Below are 24944 nucleotides of genomic sequence, written 5' to 3'. Positions count from 1 at the left end.
TTTCTGACAGGTATTGAGAGGTGTTGAGAATGGCGATTTTCGGCTACGGGCGTGTCTCTACCGCTCAGCAAGATACGGAGAACCAGAGGTTAGAGCTTGAGCAAGCTGGTTGGACGTTTGACTTTTGGTTTGCAGATATTGTTAGCGGGAAAGTTCAGGCAATTCAGCGTAAGGCATTTGCTGAAATGCTTGGCAAAATTCGAACCGGTGAAACACTGGTAGTGGCAAAACTCGACCGTTTGGGGCGTGATGCTATTGACGTGCTCCAGACAGTCCGATTGTTATCTGATCGCGGCATCAAGGTGATCGTCCACCAGCTTGGAACAACTGACCTCACTTCTGCTGCCGGTAAGCTCCTATTGTCGATGTTGGCAGCGGTTGCGGAGATGGAGCGTGATCTACTGATTGAACGCACCCAAGCGGGTTTGTCGCGAGCAAAAGCTGAAGGCAAGAAATTGGGAAGACCGCCGAAAATTGCGCTAGAAGACCATAGAACAATCATAGAGCAAAATAATAGCGGTATGAGTGTCAGTGCGTTAGCACGCAGATACGGAGTTTCCAGAGCGACGATAGCAGCGATCTTAGATTAATGTCGGAAGGTCTATGATTGAATTGATACGGCATGGTCAGCTTACGAGAATATCTTATCTAAAATCCGCTGTCTGCCAAGTCGATGTCGAAAACATTACGTTAATTTCATTGACAGAGTCGGATATGACTCACTAATAATTGAAACTATTAAAGTAAATAAAAGCACATTATAAATGTGCTTTTATTATTGAGGTGTGTGTTATTTCTGTTTTCCATCAAGTTTTTCCGATAATCGTTTCTTTGTATTTAAGTTTTTTAAGTCGATAATGAAATTTACACTTGATGCAATTACCGCATAAATACAAAACAATTGCGCATAAATCAAAGACAGTAAACACCATAAGCCAATACCTGTAAATACTTGCCAGTATCGTGCAAAAATATCAGTTTTTGTCAGGAATGTTTTTAACGTAACTCCTGTTAATAATAATAACAGAATGAATGCTGAGGAAATTACCACCCCGACTAACAGTTTTACTCTTTTTAGGTCATCTTCTGAGAAAATTGTTGTCACTTTTGAGGGTTGAACAATTTTTAAAACAGCATTTGGATAAACATAAGCAATCCAGATACCCATTATTGTAAAAATCATTGCTGATGTGTTTTGCAATATTGATATTATGGGGTCAACATCTTTAAAAGTAATATCTAGCCTAAAGCAGTAACTAATATAAGTTACTGCCACAGCTAAAAGTAGATGCCAGCCTATACAGGCTATAGTTGTGTAATTCTTCATGGTAATTCCCGAACTGCTTGGGGGGCAGCGGCTTCTGCCACGGCAACGCCGAATGGCGCAAGCAAACCATCGCGTTTGAATTGTAGAGCAGTAAACAGCCGCTGAGCCGTATAATGGCCTGTATCGTCCACGCCGCCACCAGTTGTATCATCTATTGGCAGAACATTTTTTACAACAAAGCTATTTAACCAACAAATACCACCAACACCTTCTTTTCTAAACCCAAGGTTACGCCAGCCGTCTAAACCGCCATTATAATCCTCGGCATATTGCTCGAAAATTTGCTGCAATTCTTCTGCCGTAGGTTTCGCTTCAATATTTATCTCTACTTTACGGGTATCTTTTGTAATTTCAGCAGAAACGAATGGAAGTCTTCCGAAAAATCGTGTCCAGTCGGATTGGTCGACTTCTCTTGCAGCAATTACCTCACGCTTTACAAAATGCGTTATGTCACGGGCGATAGCACCAAGATCTGCTCGTGTGGTGAGTTTTGTATACTGTTTTGAGTAAATGCGGAACCACAGATTTCCAGTTTCGCCAGCTTGCTGCGCAGGGAAGGATACACTTGTGTAAGCTCCTGTTTTTCCCTCTTTAACTTCTCGTCTTTTTTCTCTTATGTCTGCGTGTAAACAGACAAAATCCCTGAAAAATAAATTCATCAGGTTAGTATCTGCGATTGAGTTAGAGAATCGGATGGACGCAAACAAGTTTTTAGATGGGATAAACCAGTAATAGGAGGCTTCACCCCAAATGACTCGCGCTCCATCTGCTGCATTATTAGCATCATATAAAGTGTTGTCATCAAGTCGCGCATCAGCTTTAATGCCGTAAACACCATCGCCACTTCCCACCGCTCTCCAAAGGACAAGAATATACTCGCCAGTCTCCTCATCTTTTTCGATTGATTTTAGATAAACCTTTTTACGATGAGAGTAGCCAGGAGTTTCGTCATCCCAAAGAAGCGTGTCTTCAAGTGACACTCTATCCTGAAACCACACATGGAGAGATGAGAGAAGGGCATCCATTTCAAGTGGCTCACAGTAATCATCATGACCGTAACGGTAAAAACCAAGCTGGGTATGCTTGTGAAATGTGACAATGCCAACGCTCATACACTCATCTCTCAAATGTGGTTTTTTCCAAGTATTTCATGAAAATATTGAAAGATGAAGAAAAAATTATGAAGACACACATAGGGCAAGATCGCAACGAAGTTGTGCAAAGTAGCGGTATTTCTTTGCTTGTTCTAAATGTGTCTCGCCCTCTTAGTTATCCTTCAAGAGTGAATTAACCAGAGAGGTTTGTTCCAAAGCATGCTCTTAGGCTAACTTCTAAATCCAGAGCATAATTAGAAATTATTCAGGCAGTTAGCGTAAATAAATGCCGCAGAAACCTTAGCATCTTGTCTTGGATGATCATACACATAGTCAACAAAGCTCTTATAGAGTGTGATCATTTGAGGTGTGACGCCTGACTTACCGTTCATATTATCAAGTCGCTGATAATATTCTCCTTTCATCATTCCACTGTTTCGGCCTTCGGTTACGTTTGCAGTGAATTGTGCCATACCCGTGCACATTTGATCTTTGTTGTGACTCGTTTTGTCCGGATGGAGGACGCCTTCAAGCACTTTGTCACCGTTGATGACATGTTGAGCCCACATTGAATTGTTGGCGATAAACTTTTTGGAGCCGGTCGCAATACCGTATTCGATGCGAATGCCATTATCGTGATAGCTACCGTCAGCATCTTTAGTCGCTAGCTTTAGAGATATGCGGCAACCAGGGAGTGTTTTGTGTTCTTGCACCGAGATAATAACGGTGTCCGTATCGCAATCAGCAAAGCTGTATTCGGGGTTAATGTAGGTGTTAGTTTTGATGAGCAACCCGGTAAGTCCGTTTTTATAGCCTTTTGCCGGCAGCGTTTTGAAGGCGCTGCGATCACCCTTTTTGATTGCTTCCCGGAAGTGATCCATACCGATGCGCGTCGCCAGTTGATCGATGCTTTCTGCTGCATAAGATCCAGATGACGCAGCGATTAACATAATGGTCAGCACAGACTTGGCTGAAAAACCGGGCTTACTAAGTCGTGTTTTTGACATGTTGTTACCCCTCAGAATCCACCCCAGCGGTGTCAGTTATCGCATCATAGACCATTGATTCAAAATGTCACTATTGGAGCGTGGCTCTTTAGTGGACATCTGCGCAAATTCAGGGCATGAAAATGACCCTGAGAAAACTGTTTGGACAACGAGTAAAAGAGTTGCGCATTGCCACCGGAATGAGCCAAGAAGCCTTTGCCGATCGGTGTGGGTTTGCTCGTAGCTATATGAGCCGCATTGAACGCGGCGGTTCTAATGCGTCTTTGGATGCGATTGAGGTGCTGGCCAACGCTCTCAGTGTTGAGCCGTGGCAGTTGTTAGCGTCTGACTCATCTGAAGATAACGATCCGGAACTGTTGGTTCCATATGCAGCCGATGGTTCCTGTTTTCACCCCGGTTTGGCGAGCTCCCGTGATGGTTCGTTTGGCGTAGGTGATAAAGCGGCTCAGAAGCGTTTTGGCACGTTTTCTGAAGCTCTTGAGTATCTCCGTAGCATGGAGACAGCAAAATGGCGTAGGCCCAATACCAGTGGCAACTGGGGCATTGTTTCGGCAGTGCGGTGGGGCAAACTGAGAAAGTGAAGTAAGTGTAAGTTTATGAATTCTGGATGCTGTATTAATGAACAGTCTTCTTTGGCAAAAGGTGAGACACCTATGAATCAGTCTTACTCTTCTATAAGAGTCGACAAAACATCAAAATCCAGGTGCGTTACGTAGGCGTTACAGTGGCATTTCACTTCGGCAGTGGAGAGTATTTTTGAAAAATAATTATTTAATATCATATGATTGGCTAAATGCGCTGAATAATCTTGAGTTACTGTCACTTCATTCCGAAATATTAACGCAGTTGCGTTTTAGAGGTGTCATTCGCACCAAGAATAATCCTGTTGGCGACTATGCTGAATGGCTGGTTTCTAAAGCACTGGGTATGACTCTTCTCAGTAATTCGTCGGCGGGCGCTGATGCTATTGATGCTGATGGCCTGAAAGTGCAGATCAAAGCTAGGAGAGTTACGCCGGATAATCCTTCCCGGCAGCTTAGTGCCTTGCGTAACTATGAGGCAGCCGATTTTGATTATTTAATCGCGGTTATTTTCGATGAGACTTACAACATTCTTGATGCTTACAAAATCCCACATGAAGTAATACGAGATTATGCACGGCATAGTGACCACGTTAACGCACATATCGTAAACCTCAAGGGCGTGATTCTTACTGATCCCCGAGTTAGTTCCATCAAAGAAGACTTGATTGTCAGGAGTTCGGCTTCAGTCAATGAAGCGGCTATGCAAACCCTTCCACCCGAACCTATGAAAGAGGTTTTGAATCAACCAGAGAAGATAACGAGTAGTGTTACCCTGGTCAGCCTCCTTAAGGCTATTGGGATGGAGTGCTTCGTAAACTACTACCATCATTTTGCCGATTCAAATTTACCAAGCGCTTATATCATTGAGCAAATGCACTTACGTGAGGGTTATACAGAGAAAAGTTGCCGGAGCCGTCTCAGTAAAGCGCGAAAAGTGATCAGGGATGGTTTAAGTATTGAGGCTTTGGCGTTGATCGCTGACTCTGAGCGAATGCAAGATTCTGTCAGAAATGACGCGCTAAAACTTATCAGCGTTCTGGAGTGAAGCGGTTTGCAAAACGTTGTAGTTCCTCCTACAAAACCCTCCTACAATGCATCACGTTTTTGTTAATAAATCCATGGGATTACGAGAACTTTGGAGCGGGAGTGATTTCCCTTCGCCCGCTCCAAACTCAAGTCTTCTGAAGTCTACCCAACTCAATTTTCCCTTGATAAATAAGAAGTTATAGCATTCTGTTAGTCTATTAAACTCCGACGGAGGACTCCTCTTTGGTTGCGGGATCGGCGTTTTGCGCTGCTGGCGCTGGAGTAGTAGCGTTTAGTGATATTTTCGCACTTATCCTGTTTCCGCAGGATGAGTGATTTTACGCAACCGGCTCGCGCTGACGACGACCGATACCGCAGAGGCCGCGGCGGCGCTCCACAGCGCAACATGAATTGACCTTTCATCTGCTGCCAGCAGAACGCCTACGGCGGCGGCTCCCAGGCACTGCCCGAAAGTGCGCATAATGGATAAAACTCCGGACGCATAACTCGCGTGCTCACGAATAACGTTTGAGAGCATTTCCCGGTTATTGGGACTCTGAAAGCAGCCAAACCCTATTCCGCACACCAGACTTCGCAGGCAGATATCCCACATTGGAGGGCTGGCGGGTAACGTCGCCAGCAGGATCAAACCGACGACAAATATCACCAGCCCCAGGGTGGATATCGCCGGGGCTGATATCGTGTCCGCCCAACGGCCTGCATGCGGCGCAATCAGCACGATCCCTAACGGCCACGGCGTAAACAGCAGGGCAGACACTACCGGACTGTAGCCGTATTCGCTCTGAAACAGGAAGGGTAGCGCAATAAAGGTGATCCCCTGGCTGACAAAAGCAACCATCGATGTGAAAGCCGCGAGGGTAAAACGTTCATTTTTAAACATGCTCGGCGGCAGTAAGGGATGACCCGTGCGGCGGATTTGCCAGATAAAAGCCATGCCGCTCAGCGCAGCGAGAGCCATCCAGCAAAGGCTGCCGAATTGAGAAGTAGCGTTCTGTAGGCTGTTCGCCGCCATGATCGTCGAACCCAACAGCAGCGCCGACAATATGGCGCCCAGGGTGTCGAAGGGCGCCTGCATACGGATCGCATCACGCGGCAGCGCTCTGACCGCCAGCAGTAAGGCGAGGGTGCCGGGAAGAACGTTTATCGCAAACAGCCATTGCCAGCTCAGGGTGTGAAGGATCGTACCGCCCAATACCGGGCCGATAGCGGAGCTGGAGGCAATGAGCAGGGCATGGAACCCCAGAATGCGGCCAAGTAATCGCCCGGGAAATACGGACCTGAGTATTGCGGGGGCAATACTCAGCGTCGCCGCGCCGCCGATCCCCTGAAGCACGCGCATACCGATAAGCACTTCGGGCTTATTCGCCAGCGCGCAACCCAGTGATGTCAGGGTAAAGGTCGTCAGGCCCGCCAGAAATACGGGGCGATAACCCAGACGGGCCGCAAGCGCCGCGAATATCGCCAGCGTCATCGCAGCCGCCAGCAGATACCCGTTGGCGAACCAGACGGCAATACCGGCAGGTACCTGCAAATCCTGAGCCATTGAGGGCAGGGCAATGTTGATCATGGTGCCATCAAACACGCCCATTAAGGTGGTGGTCATTATTGCGGCCATCACCCGTGCGCGCGCCGGGCCAGGCAGTCCTTCGTCGCCGGGTTGGCTGGAAAAGAGCGTCATCATTTGTCCTCTGAGAAGAGTGTATGGATGACAAAACTATAAAGATGGCTTTTACCGGGCGGAAGGCGCACTATTTTCACTTTATTGTTGCATCAAACGCCTTATCTTAATGTGCTGGGAGAAAGGGGAATGTCTGATCCCGATTTTAATTTGCTGGTAGCACTCGACATATTGCTGAGTGAAGCGAGTGTCGCAGGTGCGGCACGTCGTCTGAACCTCAGCACCTCAGCCATGAGCCGGACATTAAGCAGGTTACGCGATGTCACAGGAGACCCGATCCTGGTGCGCGCCGGGCGTAACATGGTACTGACCCCGTGGGCCGAAGCGACCCGGGATCGCGCCAGGCGTGCAGTGCACGATGCCAGGGCGGTATTGCAGCCCTCAACTGAAACGTTCTGCGCGCGAAGTCTGGCGCGTCTTTTTACCATCAGGGCAAACGATGGTTTTGTGGTGGCGTTTGGGCCTGCGCTCATCGCAGCGGTTGCCGACGCCGCGCCGGACGTCTGTATACGCTTCGCGCCTAAGCCGGAAAAAACGTCGCGCTATATTCGGGAAGGGCTGGTTGATCTGGAGATTGGCGTTCAGAGTAATATGGGGCCAGAAATACGGCTGCAGCGACTGTTTGAGGATCGGTTTGTTGGCGTTGTGCGTAAAGGGCACCCGTTGGCTAAGCAGGCAGAAATAGGCGTGGGTGATTATGTCGCCTGGGGCCATGTGGTAGCGTCACCCGAGGGCGCGTTGCACGGATCCGTTGACGATGCGCTGGCCGAACTGGGGACAAAACGTAAAATTGCGAGCGTCGTACCGGGATTTCCGACAGCACTGTCCGTGGCGCTGGAATCGGATCTTATCGCCATGATACCCGCACTCTATTTACTCAATCAGCAGGTAACGGACCAGGTACACGTTTTCGAGCTGCCGTTCAAAAGCCGTCGTATTACGGTATCGCAGATGTGGCACCCAAGAATGGAACGCGACCCCGGTCACCGCTGGCTGAGAAAGCAAATTCTTGCGATATGCGGTGGGGGGAGGTCAGTCATGACTAAGGAGCCTGTATAGCGATTGCTATAACATCAACTTATATTAAATTGATAATACAATTAATTGATATTTAAGATAAAATAAATTAAGCGAAGTAGCGGTGTAGTAGCTAAATTGAGATGGCGATCTCTGACCAAATAGACATGTCCGCGCTACAGTCTCGCCACAGCGATCGCTGCTTTCAAAGGATGAGACTCATGACGGCATACGGAACGGAAATTTTCTCAATGAGCGCTCTGAACAGACTCACGATCGAAGTCTCCATACTTCGATAGACCGTTTATGTCCTTTCCGCGAGATTTAATCGAAAGCCCTCGTGCTACCTTTAAGCTAACTATTAACGATAAATAAAGGACAGCTTTCCTGTCCTTTATCCTTTTTTATTCAGCTTTGCTTTCGCGCGCTCGCAATACCTCACCGACCACAGGAGCAGCGGTAAACGCATTTGGCCATCCCGCGTAGAACGCCGCCTGGGCGACCACTTCTCCGGCCTCTTCAGCCGAAAGCCCATTATCCATCGCTCTGTTTAGGTGGTAGCCAATCTGCGCGCTCTGTCCGGCGGCGATTAACGCGCTGACCGTCACCAGGCTTCTGTCGCGGGGCGTAAGCGCGGGCCGTTGCCAGAGGTCGAGAAACAGCGGGTCGGCGGTAAATTTAACCAGGCCAGGCGAAATGGGACCGACATTTTTCTCCACGGTCTCTGCACGCTGTTTCTCTACCTGTTCATTGAGAGGCAGCAGCGTTGGCGAGGCGGCGGGCAGGGCCTCTGCCGTCACGCCCCTGGCTACAAAGATGGCTTTAGCGACGCTGACGGCTGACATCGCATTGGGCCAGCCAGCGTAGAAGGCGAGGTGAGTAATGATCTCTGACACTTCCGCGGGCGTCACGCCGCAATCGAGCGCGACGGCAATATAGTGCTTCAGCTCGCCTGGCTGGTTGCGGGCAATCAGCATCGCCATGGTCATGATGCTACGGTCGCGGGCGGACAGGGCGTCACGTTGCCAGAGGTCGTTGCTGATGGCCTCACGGCCAAAGCGTGCCAGCGCCGGGGAGACCGCGTGAATGTCAGCGTCCGAAAGAGTGAAAGCCCTGATTGATTTTCTGATAGCGCATACCGCGGAATGAAGGCTATTTTGCGTGCGAAATGTCTGAAGGCGCCGGCCCTGTCTTTCCCTCTGCCTTAACCCTATACTCCCTGTGGATAAAGCGTTTTTTTAATCGCGGCGCATGTTGCCGTGCAACGGCTTATCCCATCGTCAACGCGATGGGCGGGGAATTTCACTAAGGGAGAGGCAGCAATGGGCAGACGCTTAATGGTCTGTGTGTTCGCGCTGGTGGCGTTTTCAGCCACTGCAGCGCATGGTTATCACGGCCAGTCGGTAATATCGGGCGCCGACGGCGGCAACGGTTCAGACGGTGGCGATAGCGATAACTCCTCGGGCCGGGCAGGGTGCCCGGGCGGCACCGATCCCGATAAGCACGGCCAATTTTATCTGCCCGGGACCCGCGAACCTGCAATCCTGGCCCCCAGGATGCAGAGAAAGTCGGGTCTTCCCGCTAGCGTTCAGCTCAGATCGTGCAGTGCTTTGTCCAGCGGTGGGGAAAGCTGAATATCCAGAAAGGCAACCGCCAGTCCGCCGCGCTCCGGTGAGCAGCACATGACGCCGGCTTTCACCGGGCCTGGCGGAAAGTAGCCGAGCCGCAGCAGCTGCCAGCGCTCGCCGTCGGTCGAATACTGCAGCCTTAACGCATCGCCTTTGCGGGTCAGACGCAGCCAGAAGGTGCGTGGGTCGCCGGGAAAAAGCCCGGTGGCCCAGTCGGAGTGATTCAGCGTCAGTACGCTGCCGATGGCCGGGGCATCGTCATTGAATTCAATTCCCGCCTTCAGCCAGGTCTGCTCGTCCGTCATCATCATCAGCCCGGCCTGGTCGTAAAGCGTGGTGAAATCCGCACAGATTTTTGCCTGCAGGGTAAAATCGCCCTCCACCTCAGCGGCATAAAGATGGCCGGAGAAGCGCTCGAAGCCATACCAGGTATGACGCCAGAAATCGGTATGCTTATCGGTGATCACCGTCAGGCCGTCGGTATCGCGGCGCCACTCGGCAGGTTCATTGATCCAGTGAAAGGACGGCTGCATGTTTCCTCCGGGACAGGCTTATAACAGCGTCTGCAGCGCGGGGGACGCCATGCTGGCCTCAAAGGGGATAATCTCCGTATGGGCGAGACCCAGCTGCTGGAAGGGATCCTGGCTCAGACGCGATTCCAGAATTTCCCGGCTGTCACATTTCGCCAGAATCACCCCGCCGGTGCGGGGAAGGCGGCGGCCAGAGGCGAGAAAGAGGCCGTCAGCATAGCCTTTTTTGAGCCATTCGACGTGCGCGGGGATCGCGCTGTCAATCTCTTCGAGCGGTTTTATATATGTTAATACAACCACATAAATCGTACTCATCCTGAAAACCCTGTCAATCCGATGGGATCTTCAGCCTGACACATTTCGATGATGGTTAAAAGAAAACGCGGCATTTTTGCGTGCTATTGAGCAGGAGGCACATGTTGCAATGGTATGGAGATTTATCGCGGCTGTGAAAAACACATATGTTTTTTCGAATGCATATTGATCTTTGTTCGTGGTCCCGTATGCTGTCCGTCACGCTTGAGGAGAAACCATGTCTTTATTGCCCCTGCAACTGTTCAAAAACCTCGCCGATGAAACCCGGCTGGGGATCGTGCTGTTGCTCAAGGCGCGGGGAGAGCTGTGCGTGTGCGATCTCTGTATGGCGCTCGCCCAGTCCCAGCCCAAGATCTCCCGCCATCTGGCAATGCTGCGGGAGAGCGGGCTGCTGCTGGATCGAAAACAGGGTAAGTGGGTCCATTATCGCCTCTCTCCGCAGATGCCGGCCTGGGCGGCGCAGGTGATTGAGCAGGTCTGGCTAAGTCAGCAGGACGAGGTGCGGCTGATGGTCAGCAGACTGACTGACGAGCCGGGTTGTCGGTAAAAAATTTATCTTAACATATATGATTTTTCGAATGTGATTGGTGGGGGAACGATGTTGCTTGCAGGTGCGATTTTTGTCCTGACCCTGGTGCTGGTGATCTGGCAGCCGCGTGGGTTAGGGATCGGCTGGAGCGCGGGCTCTGGGCCGCGACGCTGGGCACCGGTATCCTGTCGGCCTTCCTCTCTTCGATCATGAATAATATACCCAGCGTGCTGCTCGGCGCCTTGTCGATCGATGGCAGCGCGGCAACAGGGACGATCAAAGAGGCCATGATATATGCCAACGTTATCGGCTGCGATCTGGGGCCCAAAATCACGCCGATTGGTAGCCTGGCCACGCTGCTCTGGCTGCATGTGCTGGCGCAAAAGCACATCACCATCGGTTGGGGGTATTATTTTCGCTGCGGCATCACCATGACCCTGCCGGTGCTGCTGGTAACGCTGGCCGCGCTGGCGCTGCGTCTCTCCTTCAATCAGCCATGAGAACGTGCTATGAGCATCACCATTTACCATAACCCTGAATGCGGCACCTCGCGTAATACCCTGGCGCTGATCCGCAACAGCGGCGCTGAGCCCACCATTATCTATTATCTGGAGACGCCGCCGTCGCGTGATGAACTACGCCAGCTGATCGCCGCGATGGCGATCCCGGTGCGGGCGCTGCTGCGGCAAACGTCGAACCCTACGATGCGCTGGGCCTGGCGGAAGACCGGTTTACAGATGACCAGTTAATCGACTTTATGCTCCAGCATCCGATCCTGATCAACCGTCCGATCGTGGTGACGCCGCGGGGCACCCGGCTCTGCCGCCCGTCAGAGGTGGTGCTGGAGATCCTGACGGCGCCGCAAAAAGGCGCCTTCGTGAAGGAAGACGGTGAGCGCGTCATTGATCGGACGGGGCAGCGTGTGAAATAGCGCGCAAAATGGCGCCGGCTGTAGCAGCCGGCAAGCCATGTGCATCCTGCCTCGCGGGAGGCTCTCCGGGTGTGAAACACCTGGATGGCTGAACAATATTCTCCCTTAGCGCTATTTCTGCCTCCTCAGCCCCGTTTCCCTTACTTTTCCTGTCGTTATATGCCCTGCCTGCACCGACGGTTTTTGTCCTTTGTTACTCAATCAACTTACTGTTTTTAATAAATAAAATTATGTATTCTTTACAATGGCATAATGTCAACGCCGTTTGCGCTTTTGCGAGCATTAAATCTATAAAACTAGATGTTAGTCGACTTTTCATCTAAAAAGGGAAGGTAAGGGGCTGGACAAAACCACTGCATGGTTATCAAATGGTTAAAAATGCTTGTTCCTGATGTTAAGACAAACAAATTATAAATCGTCAGCCCGCTTTATACGGTTAACTTGCGCTGCGGTGCACCTTATCTGGAGAATTTATGCATTCCTCTGTTAATAAAAACGAAAGCCGTACCTTTTTCGGCCATCCTTATCCGCTGGGCTCCCTGTTCTTCACCGAAATGTGGGAGCGCTTCTCGTTTTACGGCATCCGCCCCTTACTGATCCTGTTTATGGCGGCGACGGTTTACGACGGCGGAATGGGGCTGGCGCGGGAGAACGCCTCGGCGATCGTCGGGATTTTTGCCGGCAGTATGTATCTGGCCGCGCTGCCGGGCGGCTGGCTGGCGGATAACTGGCTTGGCCAGCAGCGCGCCGTCTGGTACGGCTCGATTCTGATCGCCCTCGGGCACCTGTCGATCGCCCTGTCGGCATGGCTGGGCAACGACCTGTTCTTTATCGGCCTGATGTTTATCGTCCTCGGTTCCGGGTTGTTTAAAACCTGTATCTCGGTGATGGTCGGCACTCTGTATAAAAAAGGCGACGCGCGCCGCGACGGCGGTTTCTCGCTGTTCTACATGGGGATCAACATCGGCTCGTTTATCGCGCCATTGATCTCCGGCTGGCTGATTAAATCCCATGGCTGGCACTGGGGCTTCGGCATCGGGGGGATCGGGATGCTGGTGGCGCTGATCATTTTCCGTGTCTTTGCCGTGCCGTCGATGAAGCGCTATGACGCAGAGGTCGGCCTCGATTCCACCTGGAACAGCCCGGTGGCGAAAAAGAATGGCGTTGGGGCGTGGCTGCTGGCGCTGGCGTTGGGAGTGGCTGTGCTGGTCACGCTCATTAGCCTGGGCACGATCGTGATTAACCCGGTGGCGGTGGCCAGCGTGCTGGTCTATGTGATTGCCGCTTCCGTAGCGCTCTATTTCATCTGGCTGTTCGTCTTCGCCGGCCTGAACCGTAAAGAGCGGGCGCGCCTGCTGGTGTGCTTTATTTTGCTGGTCTCGGCGGCCTTTTTCTGGTCGGCATTTGAACAGAAACCGACCTCATTCAACCTGTTTGCTAACGACTATACCAACCGGATGATCGGCGATTTTGAGATCCCCGCGGTCTGGTTCCAGTCGATTAACGCCTTATTTATCATTCTCCTCGCCCCGGTATTCAGCTGGGCGTGGCCAGCGCTGGCGCGTAAAAACGTTCGTCCGGGCAGCATGACCAAATTCGTCATTGGCATCCTGTGCGCGGCGGCGGGCTTTGGCCTGATGATGCTGGCGGCGCAGAACGTCCTGAACAACGGCGGGGCCGGTGTGTCGCCGCTGTGGCTGGTGGGCAGCATCCTGATGCTGACGCTCGGCGAACTGTGCCTGAGCCCGATTGGCCTGGCGACCATGACCCTGCTGGCGCCGGAGAGAATGCGCGGCCAGATGATGGGGCTGTGGTTCTGCGCCAGCGCGCTGGGTAACCTGGCGGCGGGCCTGATTGGCGGTCACGTGAAGGCCGATCAGCTGTCGCTGCTGCCGGACCTCTTCGCCCGCTGCTCCATCGCGCTGCTGATCTGCGCCGCCGTGCTGGCCGTGCTGATTGTCCCGGTCCGCCGGATGCTGGAGAACAGTCAGTCCAGCGGCGCGCAAAAATCCGTCAGCAACGCCTGACGCGACCCCCAGGCCGGTCCCGCGGGACCGGCTTGTTTTTTGTCCAACCCCCGCCCCGGCAGTGCAAAATCCCCTTTTCTGAATGCGCGATGTCCCATAACGTGAGCGTGTTCTTTGAAATCACGTCGCTTTCCGGTCCATAGTGTAGTCAGGTTTACTATGTGGTTAATATAAGGACACACCTATGCCAGCAGTCATTGATAAAGCATTGGATTTCATTGGTGGTATGAATACGTCTGAGCCAGTACCACAGTCTATGGATGAAAGTACCGCGAAGGGAATTCTCAAATATTTGAAAGAGCTGGGCGTGCCAGCCAGCCCGGCCGACGTCGCTGAGCGCGGTCAGCAGCAAGGCTGGAGCGCCGGGTTTACCGACAAAGTGGCGGAGTGGGCTGAACGGGTCGCCGCCGGCGAACGGCTGGTGATTAAGCATCCGGAATTCTTTTCCACCTACATGCGGGAAGAACTGCGCGCCCTGGTGTAATCGCCGCGCATCAACCCCGCGTCTTCTGTTTAATGCCTTCCCCGGTGGGGAAGGCATTCTGGCTGATGACAAACCTGTTTCATTATTGTGCCCGCATTTCTGCCGGGTGGCGGCTTTCGCCTTACCCGGCCTACGAAAGACGACAATATCAACCCGTTATGCGGTTGGCCGTAGGCCCGCGCAAGCGCAGCGCCGCCGGGCAATCCCTGAAGACGGTTTAATGGCTTCCCCACCGGGGAAGGCATTCTGGCTGATGACAAACCTGTTTCATTATTGTGCCCGCATTTCTGCCGGGTGGCGGCTTTCGCCTTACCCGGCCTACGAAAGACGACAATATCAACCCGTTATGCGGTTGGCCGTAGGCCCGCGCAAGCGCAGCGCCGCCGGGCAATCCCTGAAGACGGTTTAATGGCTTCCCCACCGGGGAAGCCATTTTTGTTACTGGCCGCGGTAGCCGCCGCCCAGGGCTTTGATCAGGGTAATGTCGGTGCTCAACCGCTGGGCCTCAATATCCAGCAGCAACAGCTGCTGGGCAAGGACCGCCCGCCGGGCCTCTTCGGCGGCGTAGCGGCTGAGCAGGCCGCGCTGATAATGGGCGCGAGCGCTGTCGGTGGTGGTCTGCGCCGCGGTGACCTTCAGCTGCTGCAGCGCGCGCTGCTGATTCAGGTCGTTAAGCTGGCTGGAGCTGATGGCGACATCGCGAACCGCGTCCAACACCGCCTGGTTGTACTGTTTGATCAGAATATTGCTGGCGGTGCGCACCGACTGCAGATTGGCGTTCAGACGACCGCCGTCGAAGATCGGCAGATAGAGCCCAGGCAGCAGGTTGATCTGCTGGAAAGAGGACTTAAACAGATCCCCGACGCTCAGGGCGTTATAACCCCAGAACGCTTTGATATCAAAATGGGGATAAAACGCCGCTTTCGCCGCATCGACCTGGCTCAGGGAGGCGGTCACATACCCGCGCAGCGCCTGCAGGTCCGGGCGGCGGGCCAGCAGCTCGAAAGAGAGCGACGGCGGCAGCGTCTCCTGGAGCGCAGGCAGCGCCACCGGATGGATCGCCGGCATGCTTTGCGCATCGGCGCCGATCAGCGCCCGCAGGGTTTCACGATACTGGGTCAGCGTCCCCTCGGCGCTGATGATCTGCTGGCGGGCGGCGAGCTGCTCGGCCTGGGCGTTGGCCACATCCACGCTGTCTTCCACGCCGCGTTGGGTCCGATGCTCGTGGGCCGCCACCGAGAACTGGGCAATGCCTTCCAGGTCCTGCAGCAGCGCGATTTTCTGGAACGTCGCCTGCATGGCGAAATAGAGCTGCGCCACGCTGCTGGCGATGTCGAGCTCAATGCCGGCGGTCTCCGCCAGCCGGGCGTTTTTCTCGCCAATGGCGGCGGCAACCCGGGCGCGATCGGCTCCCCAGAGATCGATATTCAGCTGCGCCCCGACGCCAACGGTGTTCAGCGTATACCAGGGACCGTTCTTATCCACCGGCAGGGAGTAGGAGTAGGGCCAGCTAAAGGATTTGTCGGTGATCCGCAGGCGGTTTTGCGCCGCGACGGCGGTGGCCTGCAGGCCCATCGCCGACTGGGCGAGTTCCACCGTGGACTGCGACTGAGAGATGCGCAGCCGGGCGGCCTGCATGGTCGGCGAGTTCTGCAGCGCCCGGTTGATCAGCATATTAAGCTGAGGATCCTCATAGGCCTCCCACCAGCGGGCTGCCGGCCAGTCGCTATTCGCCAGGTGGATCACCTGCGCCAGCTGGGCCTGCTGCGGATTGACGATGGCGACCTGGGCTGGCTCGTCCTGGATCAGCGCGCAGCCGCTGAGCAGCGTCAGCGTCAGGGTAAGGAGAGTGCCGCGCAGCCGCGCGGAGAAAGGAAGGATCATCATGACGTTTTAGCCTGTTGCTCAGTCGCTATCGGTGTCGGGCCCCAGTCGGGCAGGGCGGCCAGCGCGGCGGCCAGCGCCGGGCCAAAGGGGTTAGTCAGGTCGGCGGCCAGCTGCTCGGCAGGCGCTGTCGCCTCCTGTTCGATACGTTCGGCGTAGCGCCGCAGCTGTTCGGCGCAGCGGGTCAGGGTCGGGTCTCCCGGCGCGGCGTTGAGCCGGTACCCTTCGCTGAGGCGGGCGATCTCCTCGGCCCGGGCGAGGGTGGCGCGCACCGGCCAGTCTTTCGCCTGGGGCCAGGGGTGGGCATACGTACCCAGCGGTTCGGCGCGAACCCGATGGATCAGCGCTTCGCTGTCGGTGAAGGCGACAAACAGAGGGGCCAGCGGCACCGCATCGTGCGGGGCGGCGAGGCAGTCCGCCAGCCGGCGATAGAGTCCGGCGAGGCGCGATTTCAGCTGCGGCGCTTCGCTGTCCGGCCAGAGATACAAATGGACAATGGAGGAGACCAGCACCCCAAGCAGGATGCCCAGCACCCGGTCCCGCAGCTCGGTGAGGTTTGTCAGCGGACCAAACCAGCTGAGGAAGGCCAGCGCAAAGGTGAAACCAATCTGGATCCCGGCGTAGGCGATACGCTCCGAGCCGGCGGCAATCCAGGCCGCCAGCGCCAGCACCGGCAGGGACATCGCCAGCAGCCCCGACAGCGAGTCGGTCCAGGGCTGGACAAAGACGATTAACAGCAGCGCCAGCAGAGTGGCGAGCAGCGCGCCGCCGATGCGCAGCCACGTCTTCTGCATCGTGGCGCCCAGCCCGGGCTGGGCGACGATCACGCAGCTCAGCATAATGGTGTGCAGCCCCTGCCAGTCGGCAGCGGTATAGAAGACATAGCAGATTAGCGTCGCCAGCAGGGTCTTGAGCGCAAAATGGAGATACGCCGGGTTGCGCCAGGCGTCCGGCGCCAGCAGAGGCGGTTTTTCCACCTCGCCCTGCGGCAGGGCCACCGGCTCACCCTGGGCCAGCTGCTGCAGAAGGGCAGCCATCTCCTGCAGAACGGCGCGATTGGCGCCGCGGCCGCTGAGCGCCAGGGGGGGAATGGCGCCGTCAAACGGCCCCTCGCTAAGGGCGCTCTTCAGCTGCAGTACCGCCTGCGACAGCAGCAGGCGATCGTCGCTATCGGCCTCGTCCGCTTGCAGCAGCGCCGCCAGCTGGTAGCAGCGCAGGGTTGCGGCCAGCCGCGAGCGCCAGGCCTGCGGATCGGCGGCGATCTCCGGCGTCGCCCGGCAGGCCTGGGCGAACAGCGACTGCAGCTGGTTGAACTGCGCGGCGGTCTCGCCGAAGGTCGGTGGCGTTTCTCCGCCCGGGGTCGCCAGCCGGCTGGCGACCGACTGCAGCATCTCCGCCAGACGCGCCTTAAACTGGTTGCCGGGAAAGGCCTGCTGAAAACAGGCGTTGACCAGCAGGGTGACAAGGATCGCGGTGTTAATCGCCACCCACAGCCAGAGCAGCAGACGCACCAGGATCTCGCTCTGGCTGGTCATCGACGGGAAGGTTTGGGCGTAAATCACCGCCAGCGCCACCACGAAAAAGGCCAGTCCCAGCTTGCCCAGCACCCGCATCAGATAGATGGCGCAGAAAAAGAGCGCCACGGAGGCCGCCAGGCGGATCAGCGGGTAGTCATAGGTCCACTTGATGATCAGCAGCACGCCGCCGAGCGCCACGCTGACGGTGACAAAAAAGACCACGCTGACTAACTTAATCATCAACACGTTAGGCTGGCTGACGTAGAACACGACGATCAGCGCGACGGCCAGGAAGGGGATCTGCAGGGTCATGAACAGGGTGATGAGCACCGCACAGCTCAGCGTCAGGCGCAGCGTGTAGCTGGCGCGTCCCGGCGCGTCGCGCAGTTCCTGGCGTAAAAAATGGGCGAGAGGAAACATCGCGTCGCCCGGCTACGGCTGCAGCACGGCGCTGGCCGAGGCGCCCATGCGGAACAGAGCCGGATCGGGATCGCTGACGGCGATTTTCACCGGGAAGCGCTGCGAGACGTGGACCCAGTTAATGCTTTTCTGGATCAGCGGCAGGCCTTCGATGACGCTCCCGCCTTCGGGCAGGACCCCGGAGCCGACCGAATCGACCACCCCGTTAAAGGTCCGGTTGTGGTTGGTCATCACGGTGATCCGCGCCGCCACGCCGGGGCGCACGTTGTTCAGATCGGTCTCGCGGAAGTTCGCGATCACATACCAGCGGTCGTCATCCAGCAGGGTGAAGACCGGCTTCAGCGCCGAGGCGTACTGGCCGACGGTGGTTTTCAGCGCCACTACCACGCCGTTGAACGGCGCGCGCACTTCGGTAAATTCCAGATGCAGTTCGGCGAGGGCGATTTGCGCCAGGATCCCGGCGCGTTGCGCCACCATGGCATCCACGCCGGTCACGGCCGCCGAGGCCTGTCTGGCCTGCAGCAGCGTGGCTTCCAGCTCCGCCCGCGCCGCTTTCTCGGCGGTGCGCGCCTGATCGAGATCTTCCTGCGAGGCAAACCCCTGCGGCACCAGCGGTTCAAGGCGGATGCGCGTGGAGGTGGTCTGCTTGACCAGCGCTCTGGCGCGCTCGACGGCGGCCGCTACCGACTGGGCGTTATACTCCTGCGCTTTGATGGTGCGCTGGGTCAGAATAATCTGCGCGTCGAGGGTCGTCAGCCGGGCTTTCGCGTCATCGAGCATCGCCTGATAGGGACGGGGGTCGATGCGGAACAGCAGATCGCCTTTTTTCACCCGCTGGTTATCGCGGATGGGCATCTCCACGATGCGTCCGCTGACCTCGGGCACCACATCGATGGTATCGGCATAGACATAGGCGTCATTGGTCTCCGGCGACGTTTGCAACTGCCAGATAACCAAGATCAGCGCCAGGATGGCGGCGAGGACCAGCGCCAGCAGAGGCCATTTCTTGCGTAACAGGGGAGTGCGGGAAGTAGTCATAAGCGATCAGTGAACAAAAAACAGAAACCACAGCAGCGTGGCGAACAGGAACATCAGCGCGACATAGCTGAAGACCAGGGGAGAAAAGCGCGGCTGCCAGCCGTTACGGGTAATCAGGATATGGCAGGGGATGAGTAAAAACGCGCCGCCCAACAAGCAGAAAAACCAGCCGGGGAACGCGGCACCCAATACCGGGATCGCTGGTGAGAGTGAGCAGCCGGTGAGCGGCAAGACGAGCAGTAGCCGCGCCGGGCGGGCTATGGTGGCAATATGATTCAATGGAACATCCCTGAGTGCTCTTACCAGTGTGTCATGAGTGTAATCGCCTCGTTGCGGGAATGAAAGTCAACCGTTCGTTGACTGCGGGATCCGTGCGCGCCGGAAGAGCGGGAGGATGCGCCAAATCCCTCTCCTGACGCCCATTACCGACTTGCGCATAGTCAGCCGTCACGGGGAGGGCTATGCTTAGCCTGAAAGTCATAAAACAAGACCGAGGCAATGTCATGGATAAGGAATTACTGGAAGCCGGCTACCGGGCCTACACCGGGGAGAAAATCGACGTCTACTTTAATACGGCGATCTGTCAGCATTCCGGGAACTGCGTGCGCGGCAGCGCGAAGCTGTTCAATCTCAAGCGTAAGCCGTGGATCATCCCGGATGAAGTGGATGTCGCGACGGTGGTGAAGGTGATCGATACCTGCCCGAGCGGCGCCCTGCAATATCGTCATAAATAAGCGAGGAGAAGATGGAAATACTGGAAGGGCACAACAAATTTTATGTTAACGACGCGCAGGGTAACCAGGTCGCGGAGATTGTTTTTGTTCCCACCGGCGAACACCTCAGCATTATCGAACATACCGATGTCGATCCCAGCCTGAAAGGCCAGGGCGTGGGGAAACAGCTGGTGGCGAAGGTGGTGGAAAAAATGCGCCAGGAGCAGCGGAAGATTATTCCACTCTGCCCGTTTGCCAAACATGAATTCGATAACACCCGCGAATACGACGATATTCGCGCCTGACGTACCGGCACCGGTGTAAACCGGTGCGCTTTTCACTCGCCAGCGCATCCGCGCCATTAGTCACTCATCGCTTCCCCCCATGCCTGTTCAAACGCCGACCGTGAGTTTGCTGATGAACGAGGCGGCTACCTGCGCGGAAAGCGAGGGGCCATATGCGGGGGATGTTCCACCCGCTTTTTACCCCCGCCAGCCGCTTCGCCGCGTTCAGCATCCGCTGGTTCAACCCCCGGGCGGCCAGCGAGCAGGAAGAGAGGATGTCATCGGTCATCATTGATAGACAAAGGTAATGCCGATGATCGACTGCACATTACCGGCGGTGACCTGGCCTGTGGTCCGGGCGTAGGTCGCCGTCAGGCCGAGATTGACCGGCGAGGTTCCGACGGTGCCCAGCGAGACCGTGCTGTTCGCCGGCACGGCGCTGCCGTTGCGGGTAAGCTGGACGCCTATCCCCTGCGCCGGCGAGGCGGAGGCGGTGTTCGTGAAGATCGCGTGGGCGCTGTCTGCGGTGGCGCCGGAGAGGTAATACCCCAGCTGCTGGCTCTGCGCGCAGTGCACGGTGAGCGGCACGGCCATGGAGCCCGGGTAGTCGGGGAGAGTGACGGTGACATCGCGGGCAGAGACATCGCAGCCGCCGGTGGGGACCACCACGTCGTTATTGGCGTAGATGTTCCAGATGAACTGGAAGGAGTCGCTATTGTAGTTGTTGGTCTGATGCAGGATCAGCACCGCGATTAACGATCCTGCGGTGATCGCCACCCCGCCGGCGGTGCTGACCGGCGTCAGATACAGGACGGCGGGCCAGGGCTTATCGGTCCGTGAATCGTAAATCACCCGCGCCGTTTCCGTGGTGGTCGGGAAGGGGTAAGAGGTGCCGTTATATTTCACGGTGCCAGAGAAACTCGACAGCACGCCGCCATAGGCGGATCCGCGCTGCAGGGTCACGTAGTCAGTGATCGTTTCCGGATAGTCGTTATGGCAAAAAATCTGCGTGGAGAGGTCGACCACCAGGTTTTGCCCGACGTTGACCGCCGGGGTCAGGTTAACGTAGACGTTGGCTGAACCGCCGCCGATGGGGATCGTCGCGCCGGTGGCCGTTTTGCAGGCGAAGGACCAGGCGTTTATCGACCAGCCCAGCAGCAACAGGGTGGTGAACAGAGGGATAATTTTTTTCATCATGATGCTCTCCTGGCTCAGGCGTAGGTATAGGTGACGTTAATCACCGCCTGAATGGTGCCTTGCGTGGCGCCGCCGTTGACCGACAGGGCCCTGACCTGCAGCGGGAAGCGGGCGGACTGGCTGGCCTCATCCACCTGTACCGACTGGCTGCTGCCGTTGTTCAGCGTGGCGCCGTCCTCGCTCTGCAGTTCGAGCTGAATATTGCCTGCCGTCCCCTGGTTTTTGTAATAGCCGGTGCTGTCCGCGGTCCCGCTGAAGGTGGCCTTCACCCGTGAGGTACCGACGGGGCAGTTGCTGAGATCCAGCGCCACGCTGTGCCAGGCCGATGCCGAGCCCGCGCCGATCAGGCTGAAGGTGTAAAGATCGCCCAGCTCGACGGTGGCATTGACGGTGGAGACCGTGCAGGGTCTGGCCACCACCTTCCCGTTGACGGTGAGGGTGACATCGGCCGCCCGCAGGGAAGGGCTCGCGGTTAACAGGCCGGCCAGCAGCCAGCCCACGTGGGTCCATTTCATTGCAGTCTCCGCTTACTGAAATTCCAGGGTGAATGTCGCTGTCGCATTGACATGCCCGGCGGTGACGGGCACCTGGGTCGCCATCAGACGGGCGTAAAAGTTCAGGATGTTGGTCTGGCCCGGCGTCAGCGTGGTCCAGGCGATGGCTGACGACGGGGCATTGACGGGCAGCCGGGACTGCTGCTGGTCGAGAATCTCCACCCCCATTCCCGCCGCCGCCGCCGAGGCGCCGGCGTCGAGTTTTAACAGGCTGGTATTGACGCTGTCCGCCACGCCGGTGAAGCCGACCTTCACCGCGGTGACGGAAGTGCCGCAGGGCGACAGCACGATACGGAACGGCACCGGCGGGGTCGTTGCCCCGACGGCGTAAAACTGCTTCGCGGCGTTGTCCTGCAAATCGACGGTGAACTCCTTCGACTCTCCGGCCACCGCGCAGGCGTTGTCGCGCACATAGCCGCTGATGGCGATCGTGCTGTCGGCAGCGAAGGCCAGCGGCGCGGCCAGCGTGAGCAGGGCGCCCAGCAGATACTGCGGTGTTCTCATCATCATCTCCTTAGCGACACGCGACGGACAGCTGGCTGAGCGCTTGCTGCCGGCTCTCCGGCGGCAGACGATAATCGGCCACGCACTGGGCGTCGGGGCCATCGCCCCATTTCACCCGCACCTTACCCGCCAGCGGCATCCCGCTGAGGTAGACCTGACCGTTATCCGCGACGATGCTGCCGCTCTGGTTGCTGTCGCTGGTGGCGAGGGCGCCAAACGGCACCGGTTTGCCGCGATGGGTGAGCGTCATCAGGATCTTCATCCCCACCTGGGCGTTAAAGCTGGCGCGGACGATCGCCCCATGGGTAGGCACCACGCTGACCACCGCATCATCAAGGTCGACATTGTCCGCCAGGGTATTGGTGTCCAGCGCGACCCGGTTTTCGCGATACTCGGTGGCATACGGCAGGACGGCATATCCGCGCCAGTCGGTGCGTACCCCGGTCTGGTTTTCGACCTTCACGCCGCCGGCGCCGGGGGCTTTCACCAGCACCACGGTATCGTTCAGCGGCTGGCTCAAGGTGATGCCGTTGGCGTGCGCCAGCACGCCGCCGCTGACCCCGTAGTAAAGCTGTTTAAAGCCATCGCTGCGGCTGTAGCCGACGTTGGCGTTGCCGTAGCCGCCGCGGTAGTTGAGCGCGGTATAGCCGGTGCTCCCGTTGTCGCCGTTGCCGCCGCCGGCATAGCCGGTTTGCACGCTATAGCTGAGGTTGTTGTCATCCAGCAGGGTGCCGTACAGGCCTGCCAGATTGGTCATGCGGCCATTGAGATCGTGCGACAGGCTGTAGCTGGCGCTGGCGTGCCGCCAGACCGAACGGCTATCGGAGCGCAGCCAGTGGCTGAAGGGGATATTGACGTTAACCGCCAGCATCTGATCGCGTCCCTGCTGCCAGGCGTTTTTCGTCAGGCTGTAGCTTAGCGACCAGTTGATATCGTCTACGGCGGCGTTGAGGCCGGCCTGCAGTTGCTCATCGGCATCGTCGGTGCCCCAGTAAGTCTGGTGGCTGCCGCTCAGATAGAGGGTGGCGGTGCGCCCCAGCTGTTGGGTCACGCTCAGCTGCACCTTGCCGCGTTTGCTGTAAGCCAGATTGTAGTAGTCGGTAAATTTGGGTTTCACCTGGATAACCCCGTCCTGAGTTTCCACGCTGTAGCCGCTCATCCGGCGGTAGGTGGTATCGGCAAAGTTATAGTAGCCGCGGGTGGAGTAGCGGTAGCCCACCAGCTGCAGGTTGGTGCCGGTCTCATCCAGTGACTTGTTATAGAGAAAGCGCACCGACTGTCCCTGATGCTCGCTGTCGTCAGGCAGGGGGGCGTTGGCCTGGGTGATATCCAGCGACAAGGCGCCGAAATAGCCCATGTTTTTCCCTACCCCGAGGTTAAAGGCGCGATAGCGGTCCGCCAGCTGGGCGCCGCCGTACAGGGTCCAGCCGGCCGGCAGGCCATGCATGGCCGTGCTCTGGAAAAAGTCGGGTGTTTCCTGCTGGCTGTTGCCGCTGCGGTACTCCCCGGCGGAGAGGGCGAAGCGGGTATGGCCTTCGCGCTGCAGCACCGGCACCGTTGACCAGGGCACGCTGAAGACCTGGCGGGTGCCATCCGCTTCTTTAATGGTGACCTGCAGATCGCCGCCGTTGCCCGCGGCGTAGAGATCGTCGATGGTAAACGGCCCCGGCGGCACCGTGCTCTGGTAGATTTCGTAGCCGTTTTGTTTGACTGACACCTGCGCGGTGCCGCGGGCGATCCCGTGGATCACCGGCGCGAAGCCTTTCTGGCTGTCCGGCAGCATATTGTCATCGGAGGCCAGCTGCGCGCCGCGGAAGTTGATCCCGTCGAAGACATCGCCGTTGGTGTAGCTATCCCCGAGGGTAAGCCGCGACCGCAGGGGAATGATGTCCCGCTCAAGCCAGCTGTTGACGTGCTGCCAGCGGTTCTCATTGGATGAGGCGCTGCCGCCGCTGCTGTAACTCCAGGTGCTGTTATCGCGCAGGCGCCAGGCGCCGAGGTTCAGCCCGCTCTGCAGATTCAGATAGGCGTAACGGCTGTTCCCCCCGGTGGCGTTATGAACGTTATTGCCGGTGAAGTTATAGTTAATCAGCCCGGCGGTGATGCCGTTATCCCATAGCTCCGGCGGAATATAGCCGCGGGCGTGGCTGCCCATAAACGCCTGGGGTACGGTGAGATACAGGCGCTGCTGGCCGACATCGAAGCGGGTGGTGGCTTCGCTGATGAGCGTCGTTAGCGGCACGCAGGCCTTACTGTCCAGGGCCGCCATGCCCGTCACCCGTCCGGTATCCACCCCCATGCTCGCCAGCTGGCCGCGGGTCAGGCAGGGCGACAGGCCATGGCCCTGCGCGTCGGCCTGGAAAGTAACGTCCCGGGTAGTCATATAGCCGTTATTGAGGTAAATATCGACGCGATAGGTGCCCGGCGGGACCTCCTGGCCTTTTTCAAATCCCGACAGGTCTGCCACCGCCGCCGGATCGTCAGCTAAAAAGCGGGGGTTAAAATAGAGGTCCGCCTGCGCGGCAAACGGCTGCGAGCAGAGCCACAGCGTCAGCGCCGGCGTAATCAGGCGCCGGGCGCTTCGGCGACCTCCACGGTCCAGTCCATATTTTCGATGTGACATAATCCCTCCGGT

At 56.8% G+C, this 24944-nt stretch carries 24 protein-coding genes and 4 pseudogenes; 13 read left to right on the top strand and 15 right to left on the bottom strand.

Going from position 1 to position 24944, the window contains the following annotated elements:
- Window positions 1–29: 29 nt before the first annotated feature.
- Window positions 30–590, top strand: coding sequence for a recombinase family protein (locus ACOI6Z_RS07170; protein ID WP_420687123.1), 561 nt, complete (start codon window positions 30–32; stop codon window positions 588–590).
- Window positions 591–790: 200 nt separating this feature from the next.
- Here the strand turns inward: ACOI6Z_RS07170 and ACOI6Z_RS07165 are convergent, their stop codons facing one another.
- From ACOI6Z_RS07165 to ACOI6Z_RS07155, 3 genes are all read right to left on the bottom strand, one after another.
- Window positions 791–1327, bottom strand: coding sequence for a hypothetical protein (locus tag ACOI6Z_RS07165; protein ID WP_253320035.1), 537 nt, complete (start codon window positions 1325–1327; stop codon window positions 791–793).
- A complete protein-coding gene (locus tag ACOI6Z_RS07160; protein ID WP_000110610.1) occupies window positions 1324–2439 on the bottom strand; it encodes a hypothetical protein in 1116 nt (371 codons plus the stop codon). Before ACOI6Z_RS07160 ends, ACOI6Z_RS07165 begins: the two co-directional genes overlap by 4 nt.
- 236 nt (window positions 2440–2675) lie before the next feature.
- On the bottom strand, window positions 2676–3428 hold the full coding sequence (locus ACOI6Z_RS07155; protein ID WP_420687121.1) for a hypothetical protein: 753 nt from the start codon (window positions 3426–3428) through the stop codon (window positions 2676–2678).
- A 122-nt stretch (window positions 3429–3550) separates the two neighbouring features.
- Between ACOI6Z_RS07155 and ACOI6Z_RS07150 the strand changes: the two genes are divergently transcribed.
- Together ACOI6Z_RS07150 and ACOI6Z_RS07145 are read left to right on the top strand one after the other, a co-directional pair.
- Window positions 3551–4009 (top strand): helix-turn-helix domain-containing protein, encoded by a 459-nt coding sequence (locus ACOI6Z_RS07150; RefSeq protein ID WP_139070342.1) that lies wholly within the window; start codon window positions 3551–3553, stop codon window positions 4007–4009.
- A gap of 175 nt (window positions 4010–4184) precedes the next feature.
- Window positions 4185–5057 carry a DUF6998 domain-containing protein gene (locus ACOI6Z_RS07145; protein WP_065813335.1) on the top strand — a complete coding sequence of 291 codons (873 nt, stop codon included), beginning with the start codon at window positions 4185–4187 and terminating at the stop codon, window positions 5055–5057.
- Between the two features lie 291 nt (window positions 5058–5348).
- Here the strand turns inward: ACOI6Z_RS07145 and ACOI6Z_RS07140 are convergent, their stop codons facing one another.
- Complete coding sequence (locus ACOI6Z_RS07140) at window positions 5349–6737, bottom strand: MFS transporter (RefSeq protein WP_065813334.1); 1389 nt, start codon at window positions 6735–6737, stop codon at window positions 5349–5351.
- A gap of 129 nt (window positions 6738–6866) precedes the next feature.
- Between ACOI6Z_RS07140 and ACOI6Z_RS07135 the strand changes: the two genes are divergently transcribed.
- A complete protein-coding gene (locus tag ACOI6Z_RS07135; RefSeq protein WP_065813333.1) occupies window positions 6867–7796 on the top strand; it encodes a LysR family transcriptional regulator in 930 nt (309 codons plus the stop codon).
- A gap of 362 nt (window positions 7797–8158) precedes the next feature.
- Here the strand turns inward: ACOI6Z_RS07135 and ACOI6Z_RS07130 are convergent.
- A pseudogene (locus tag ACOI6Z_RS07130) lies at window positions 8159–8860 on the bottom strand (carboxymuconolactone decarboxylase family protein); the annotation flags it as partial.
- A 216-nt stretch (window positions 8861–9076) separates the two neighbouring features.
- Here ACOI6Z_RS07130 and ACOI6Z_RS07125 point away from each other — a divergent pair.
- A pseudogene (locus tag ACOI6Z_RS07125) lies at window positions 9077–9339 on the top strand (hypothetical protein).
- A 3-nt stretch (window positions 9340–9342) separates the two neighbouring features.
- Here the strand turns inward: ACOI6Z_RS07125 and ACOI6Z_RS07120 are convergent.
- On the bottom strand, window positions 9343–9915 hold the full coding sequence (locus tag ACOI6Z_RS07120) for a DUF1349 domain-containing protein (RefSeq protein WP_420687118.1): 573 nt from the start codon (window positions 9913–9915) through the stop codon (window positions 9343–9345).
- 18 nt (window positions 9916–9933) lie between these two features.
- The gene (locus ACOI6Z_RS07115) at window positions 9934–10227 is read right to left on the bottom strand and encodes a YciI family protein (RefSeq protein WP_049013765.1); all 294 of its coding nucleotides are present in this window, start codon (window positions 10225–10227) and stop codon (window positions 9934–9936) included.
- Between the two features lie 217 nt (window positions 10228–10444).
- Here ACOI6Z_RS07115 and ACOI6Z_RS07110 point away from each other — a divergent pair, with 217 nt between their 5' ends.
- From ACOI6Z_RS07110 to ACOI6Z_RS07085, 6 genes and pseudogenes are all read left to right on the top strand, one after another.
- Window positions 10445–10774 carry a metalloregulator ArsR/SmtB family transcription factor gene (locus ACOI6Z_RS07110; RefSeq protein ID WP_065813329.1) on the top strand — a complete coding sequence of 110 codons (330 nt, stop codon included), beginning with the start codon at window positions 10445–10447 and terminating at the stop codon, window positions 10772–10774.
- Between the two features lie 51 nt (window positions 10775–10825).
- Window positions 10826–10969: an ArsB/NhaD family transporter gene (locus ACOI6Z_RS07105; RefSeq protein ID WP_111459414.1), complete on the top strand. Its 144-nt coding sequence runs from the start codon at window positions 10826–10828 to the stop codon at window positions 10967–10969.
- A pseudogene (locus ACOI6Z_RS07100) lies at window positions 10903–11256 on the top strand (ArsB/NhaD family transporter); the annotation flags it as partial. The gene ACOI6Z_RS07105 and the pseudogene ACOI6Z_RS07100, both read left to right, overlap by 67 nt.
- Before the next feature lie 9 nt (window positions 11257–11265).
- Window positions 11266–11687, top strand: a pseudogene (arsC, locus tag ACOI6Z_RS07095) (glutaredoxin-dependent arsenate reductase).
- A 473-nt stretch (window positions 11688–12160) separates the two neighbouring features.
- Window positions 12161–13714 carry a peptide MFS transporter gene (locus ACOI6Z_RS07090; RefSeq protein ID WP_023290949.1) on the top strand — a complete coding sequence of 518 codons (1554 nt, stop codon included), beginning with the start codon at window positions 12161–12163 and terminating at the stop codon, window positions 13712–13714.
- 184 nt (window positions 13715–13898) lie between these two features.
- The gene (locus tag ACOI6Z_RS07085) at window positions 13899–14198 is read left to right on the top strand and encodes a DUF1889 family protein (protein ID WP_004205347.1); all 300 of its coding nucleotides are present in this window, start codon (window positions 13899–13901) and stop codon (window positions 14196–14198) included.
- A 438-nt stretch (window positions 14199–14636) separates the two neighbouring features.
- Here the strand turns inward: ACOI6Z_RS07085 and ACOI6Z_RS07080 are convergent, their stop codons facing one another.
- From ACOI6Z_RS07080 to ACOI6Z_RS07065, 4 genes are read right to left on the bottom strand one after another with little or no spacing between them, the layout of a single operon-like run.
- Window positions 14637–16085, bottom strand: coding sequence for an MdtP family multidrug efflux transporter outer membrane subunit (locus ACOI6Z_RS07080; RefSeq protein ID WP_044524654.1), 1449 nt, complete (start codon window positions 16083–16085; stop codon window positions 14637–14639).
- Window positions 16082–18019: a multidrug efflux transporter permease subunit MdtO gene (gene mdtO / locus ACOI6Z_RS07075; protein WP_044524652.1), complete on the bottom strand. Its 1938-nt coding sequence runs from the start codon at window positions 18017–18019 to the stop codon at window positions 16082–16084. The genes ACOI6Z_RS07080 and mdtO overlap by 4 nt, the downstream gene beginning before the upstream one ends.
- A gap of 12 nt (window positions 18020–18031) precedes the next feature.
- On the bottom strand, window positions 18032–19057 hold the full coding sequence (gene mdtN / locus ACOI6Z_RS07070; protein WP_065813327.1) for a multidrug transporter subunit MdtN: 1026 nt from the start codon (window positions 19055–19057) through the stop codon (window positions 18032–18034).
- 6 nt (window positions 19058–19063) lie between these two features.
- A complete protein-coding gene (locus ACOI6Z_RS07065) occupies window positions 19064–19336 on the bottom strand; it encodes a YtcA family lipoprotein (protein WP_032454006.1) in 273 nt (90 codons plus the stop codon).
- Window positions 19337–19560: 224 nt separating this feature from the next.
- Here ACOI6Z_RS07065 and yjdI point away from each other — a divergent pair, with 224 nt between their 5' ends.
- A complete protein-coding gene (gene yjdI, locus ACOI6Z_RS07060; RefSeq protein WP_004205354.1) occupies window positions 19561–19791 on the top strand; it encodes a 4Fe-4S mono-cluster protein YjdI in 231 nt (76 codons plus the stop codon).
- An 11-nt stretch (window positions 19792–19802) separates the two neighbouring features.
- Window positions 19803–20075 (top strand): GNAT family N-acetyltransferase, encoded by a 273-nt coding sequence (locus tag ACOI6Z_RS07055; protein WP_002916201.1) that lies wholly within the window; start codon window positions 19803–19805, stop codon window positions 20073–20075.
- Window positions 20076–20342: 267 nt separating this feature from the next.
- On the opposite strand, the gene ACOI6Z_RS07050 is transcribed toward ACOI6Z_RS07055, so the two are convergent.
- Genes ACOI6Z_RS07050 through ACOI6Z_RS07035 form a run of 4 tightly spaced genes read right to left on the bottom strand, consistent with a single transcriptional unit; the run spans window position 20343 to window position 24932 of the window.
- Window positions 20343–21248 carry a fimbrial protein gene (locus ACOI6Z_RS07050; protein ID WP_049013376.1) on the bottom strand — a complete coding sequence of 302 codons (906 nt, stop codon included), beginning with the start codon at window positions 21246–21248 and terminating at the stop codon, window positions 20343–20345.
- A 17-nt stretch (window positions 21249–21265) separates the two neighbouring features.
- Entirely contained in the window at window positions 21266–21751 is a 486-nt protein-coding gene (locus tag ACOI6Z_RS07045; protein WP_072199039.1) for a fimbrial protein, read from the bottom strand.
- A gap of 27 nt (window positions 21752–21778) precedes the next feature.
- Window positions 21779–22309 carry a fimbrial protein gene (locus ACOI6Z_RS07040; RefSeq protein WP_065813326.1) on the bottom strand — a complete coding sequence of 177 codons (531 nt, stop codon included), beginning with the start codon at window positions 22307–22309 and terminating at the stop codon, window positions 21779–21781.
- 10 nt (window positions 22310–22319) lie between these two features.
- Entirely contained in the window at window positions 22320–24932 is a 2613-nt protein-coding gene (locus ACOI6Z_RS07035) for a fimbrial biogenesis usher protein (protein WP_420687114.1), read from the bottom strand.
- Window positions 24933–24944 lie beyond the last annotated feature (12 nt).

This window comes from Klebsiella sp. C239 (assembly GCF_048822715.1).
GTDB lineage: Bacteria > Pseudomonadota > Gammaproteobacteria > Enterobacterales > Enterobacteriaceae > Klebsiella > Klebsiella quasipneumoniae.
Note: the sequence above shows the minus strand (reverse complement) of the source record. Positions and strands in the feature narration are given on the sequence as shown.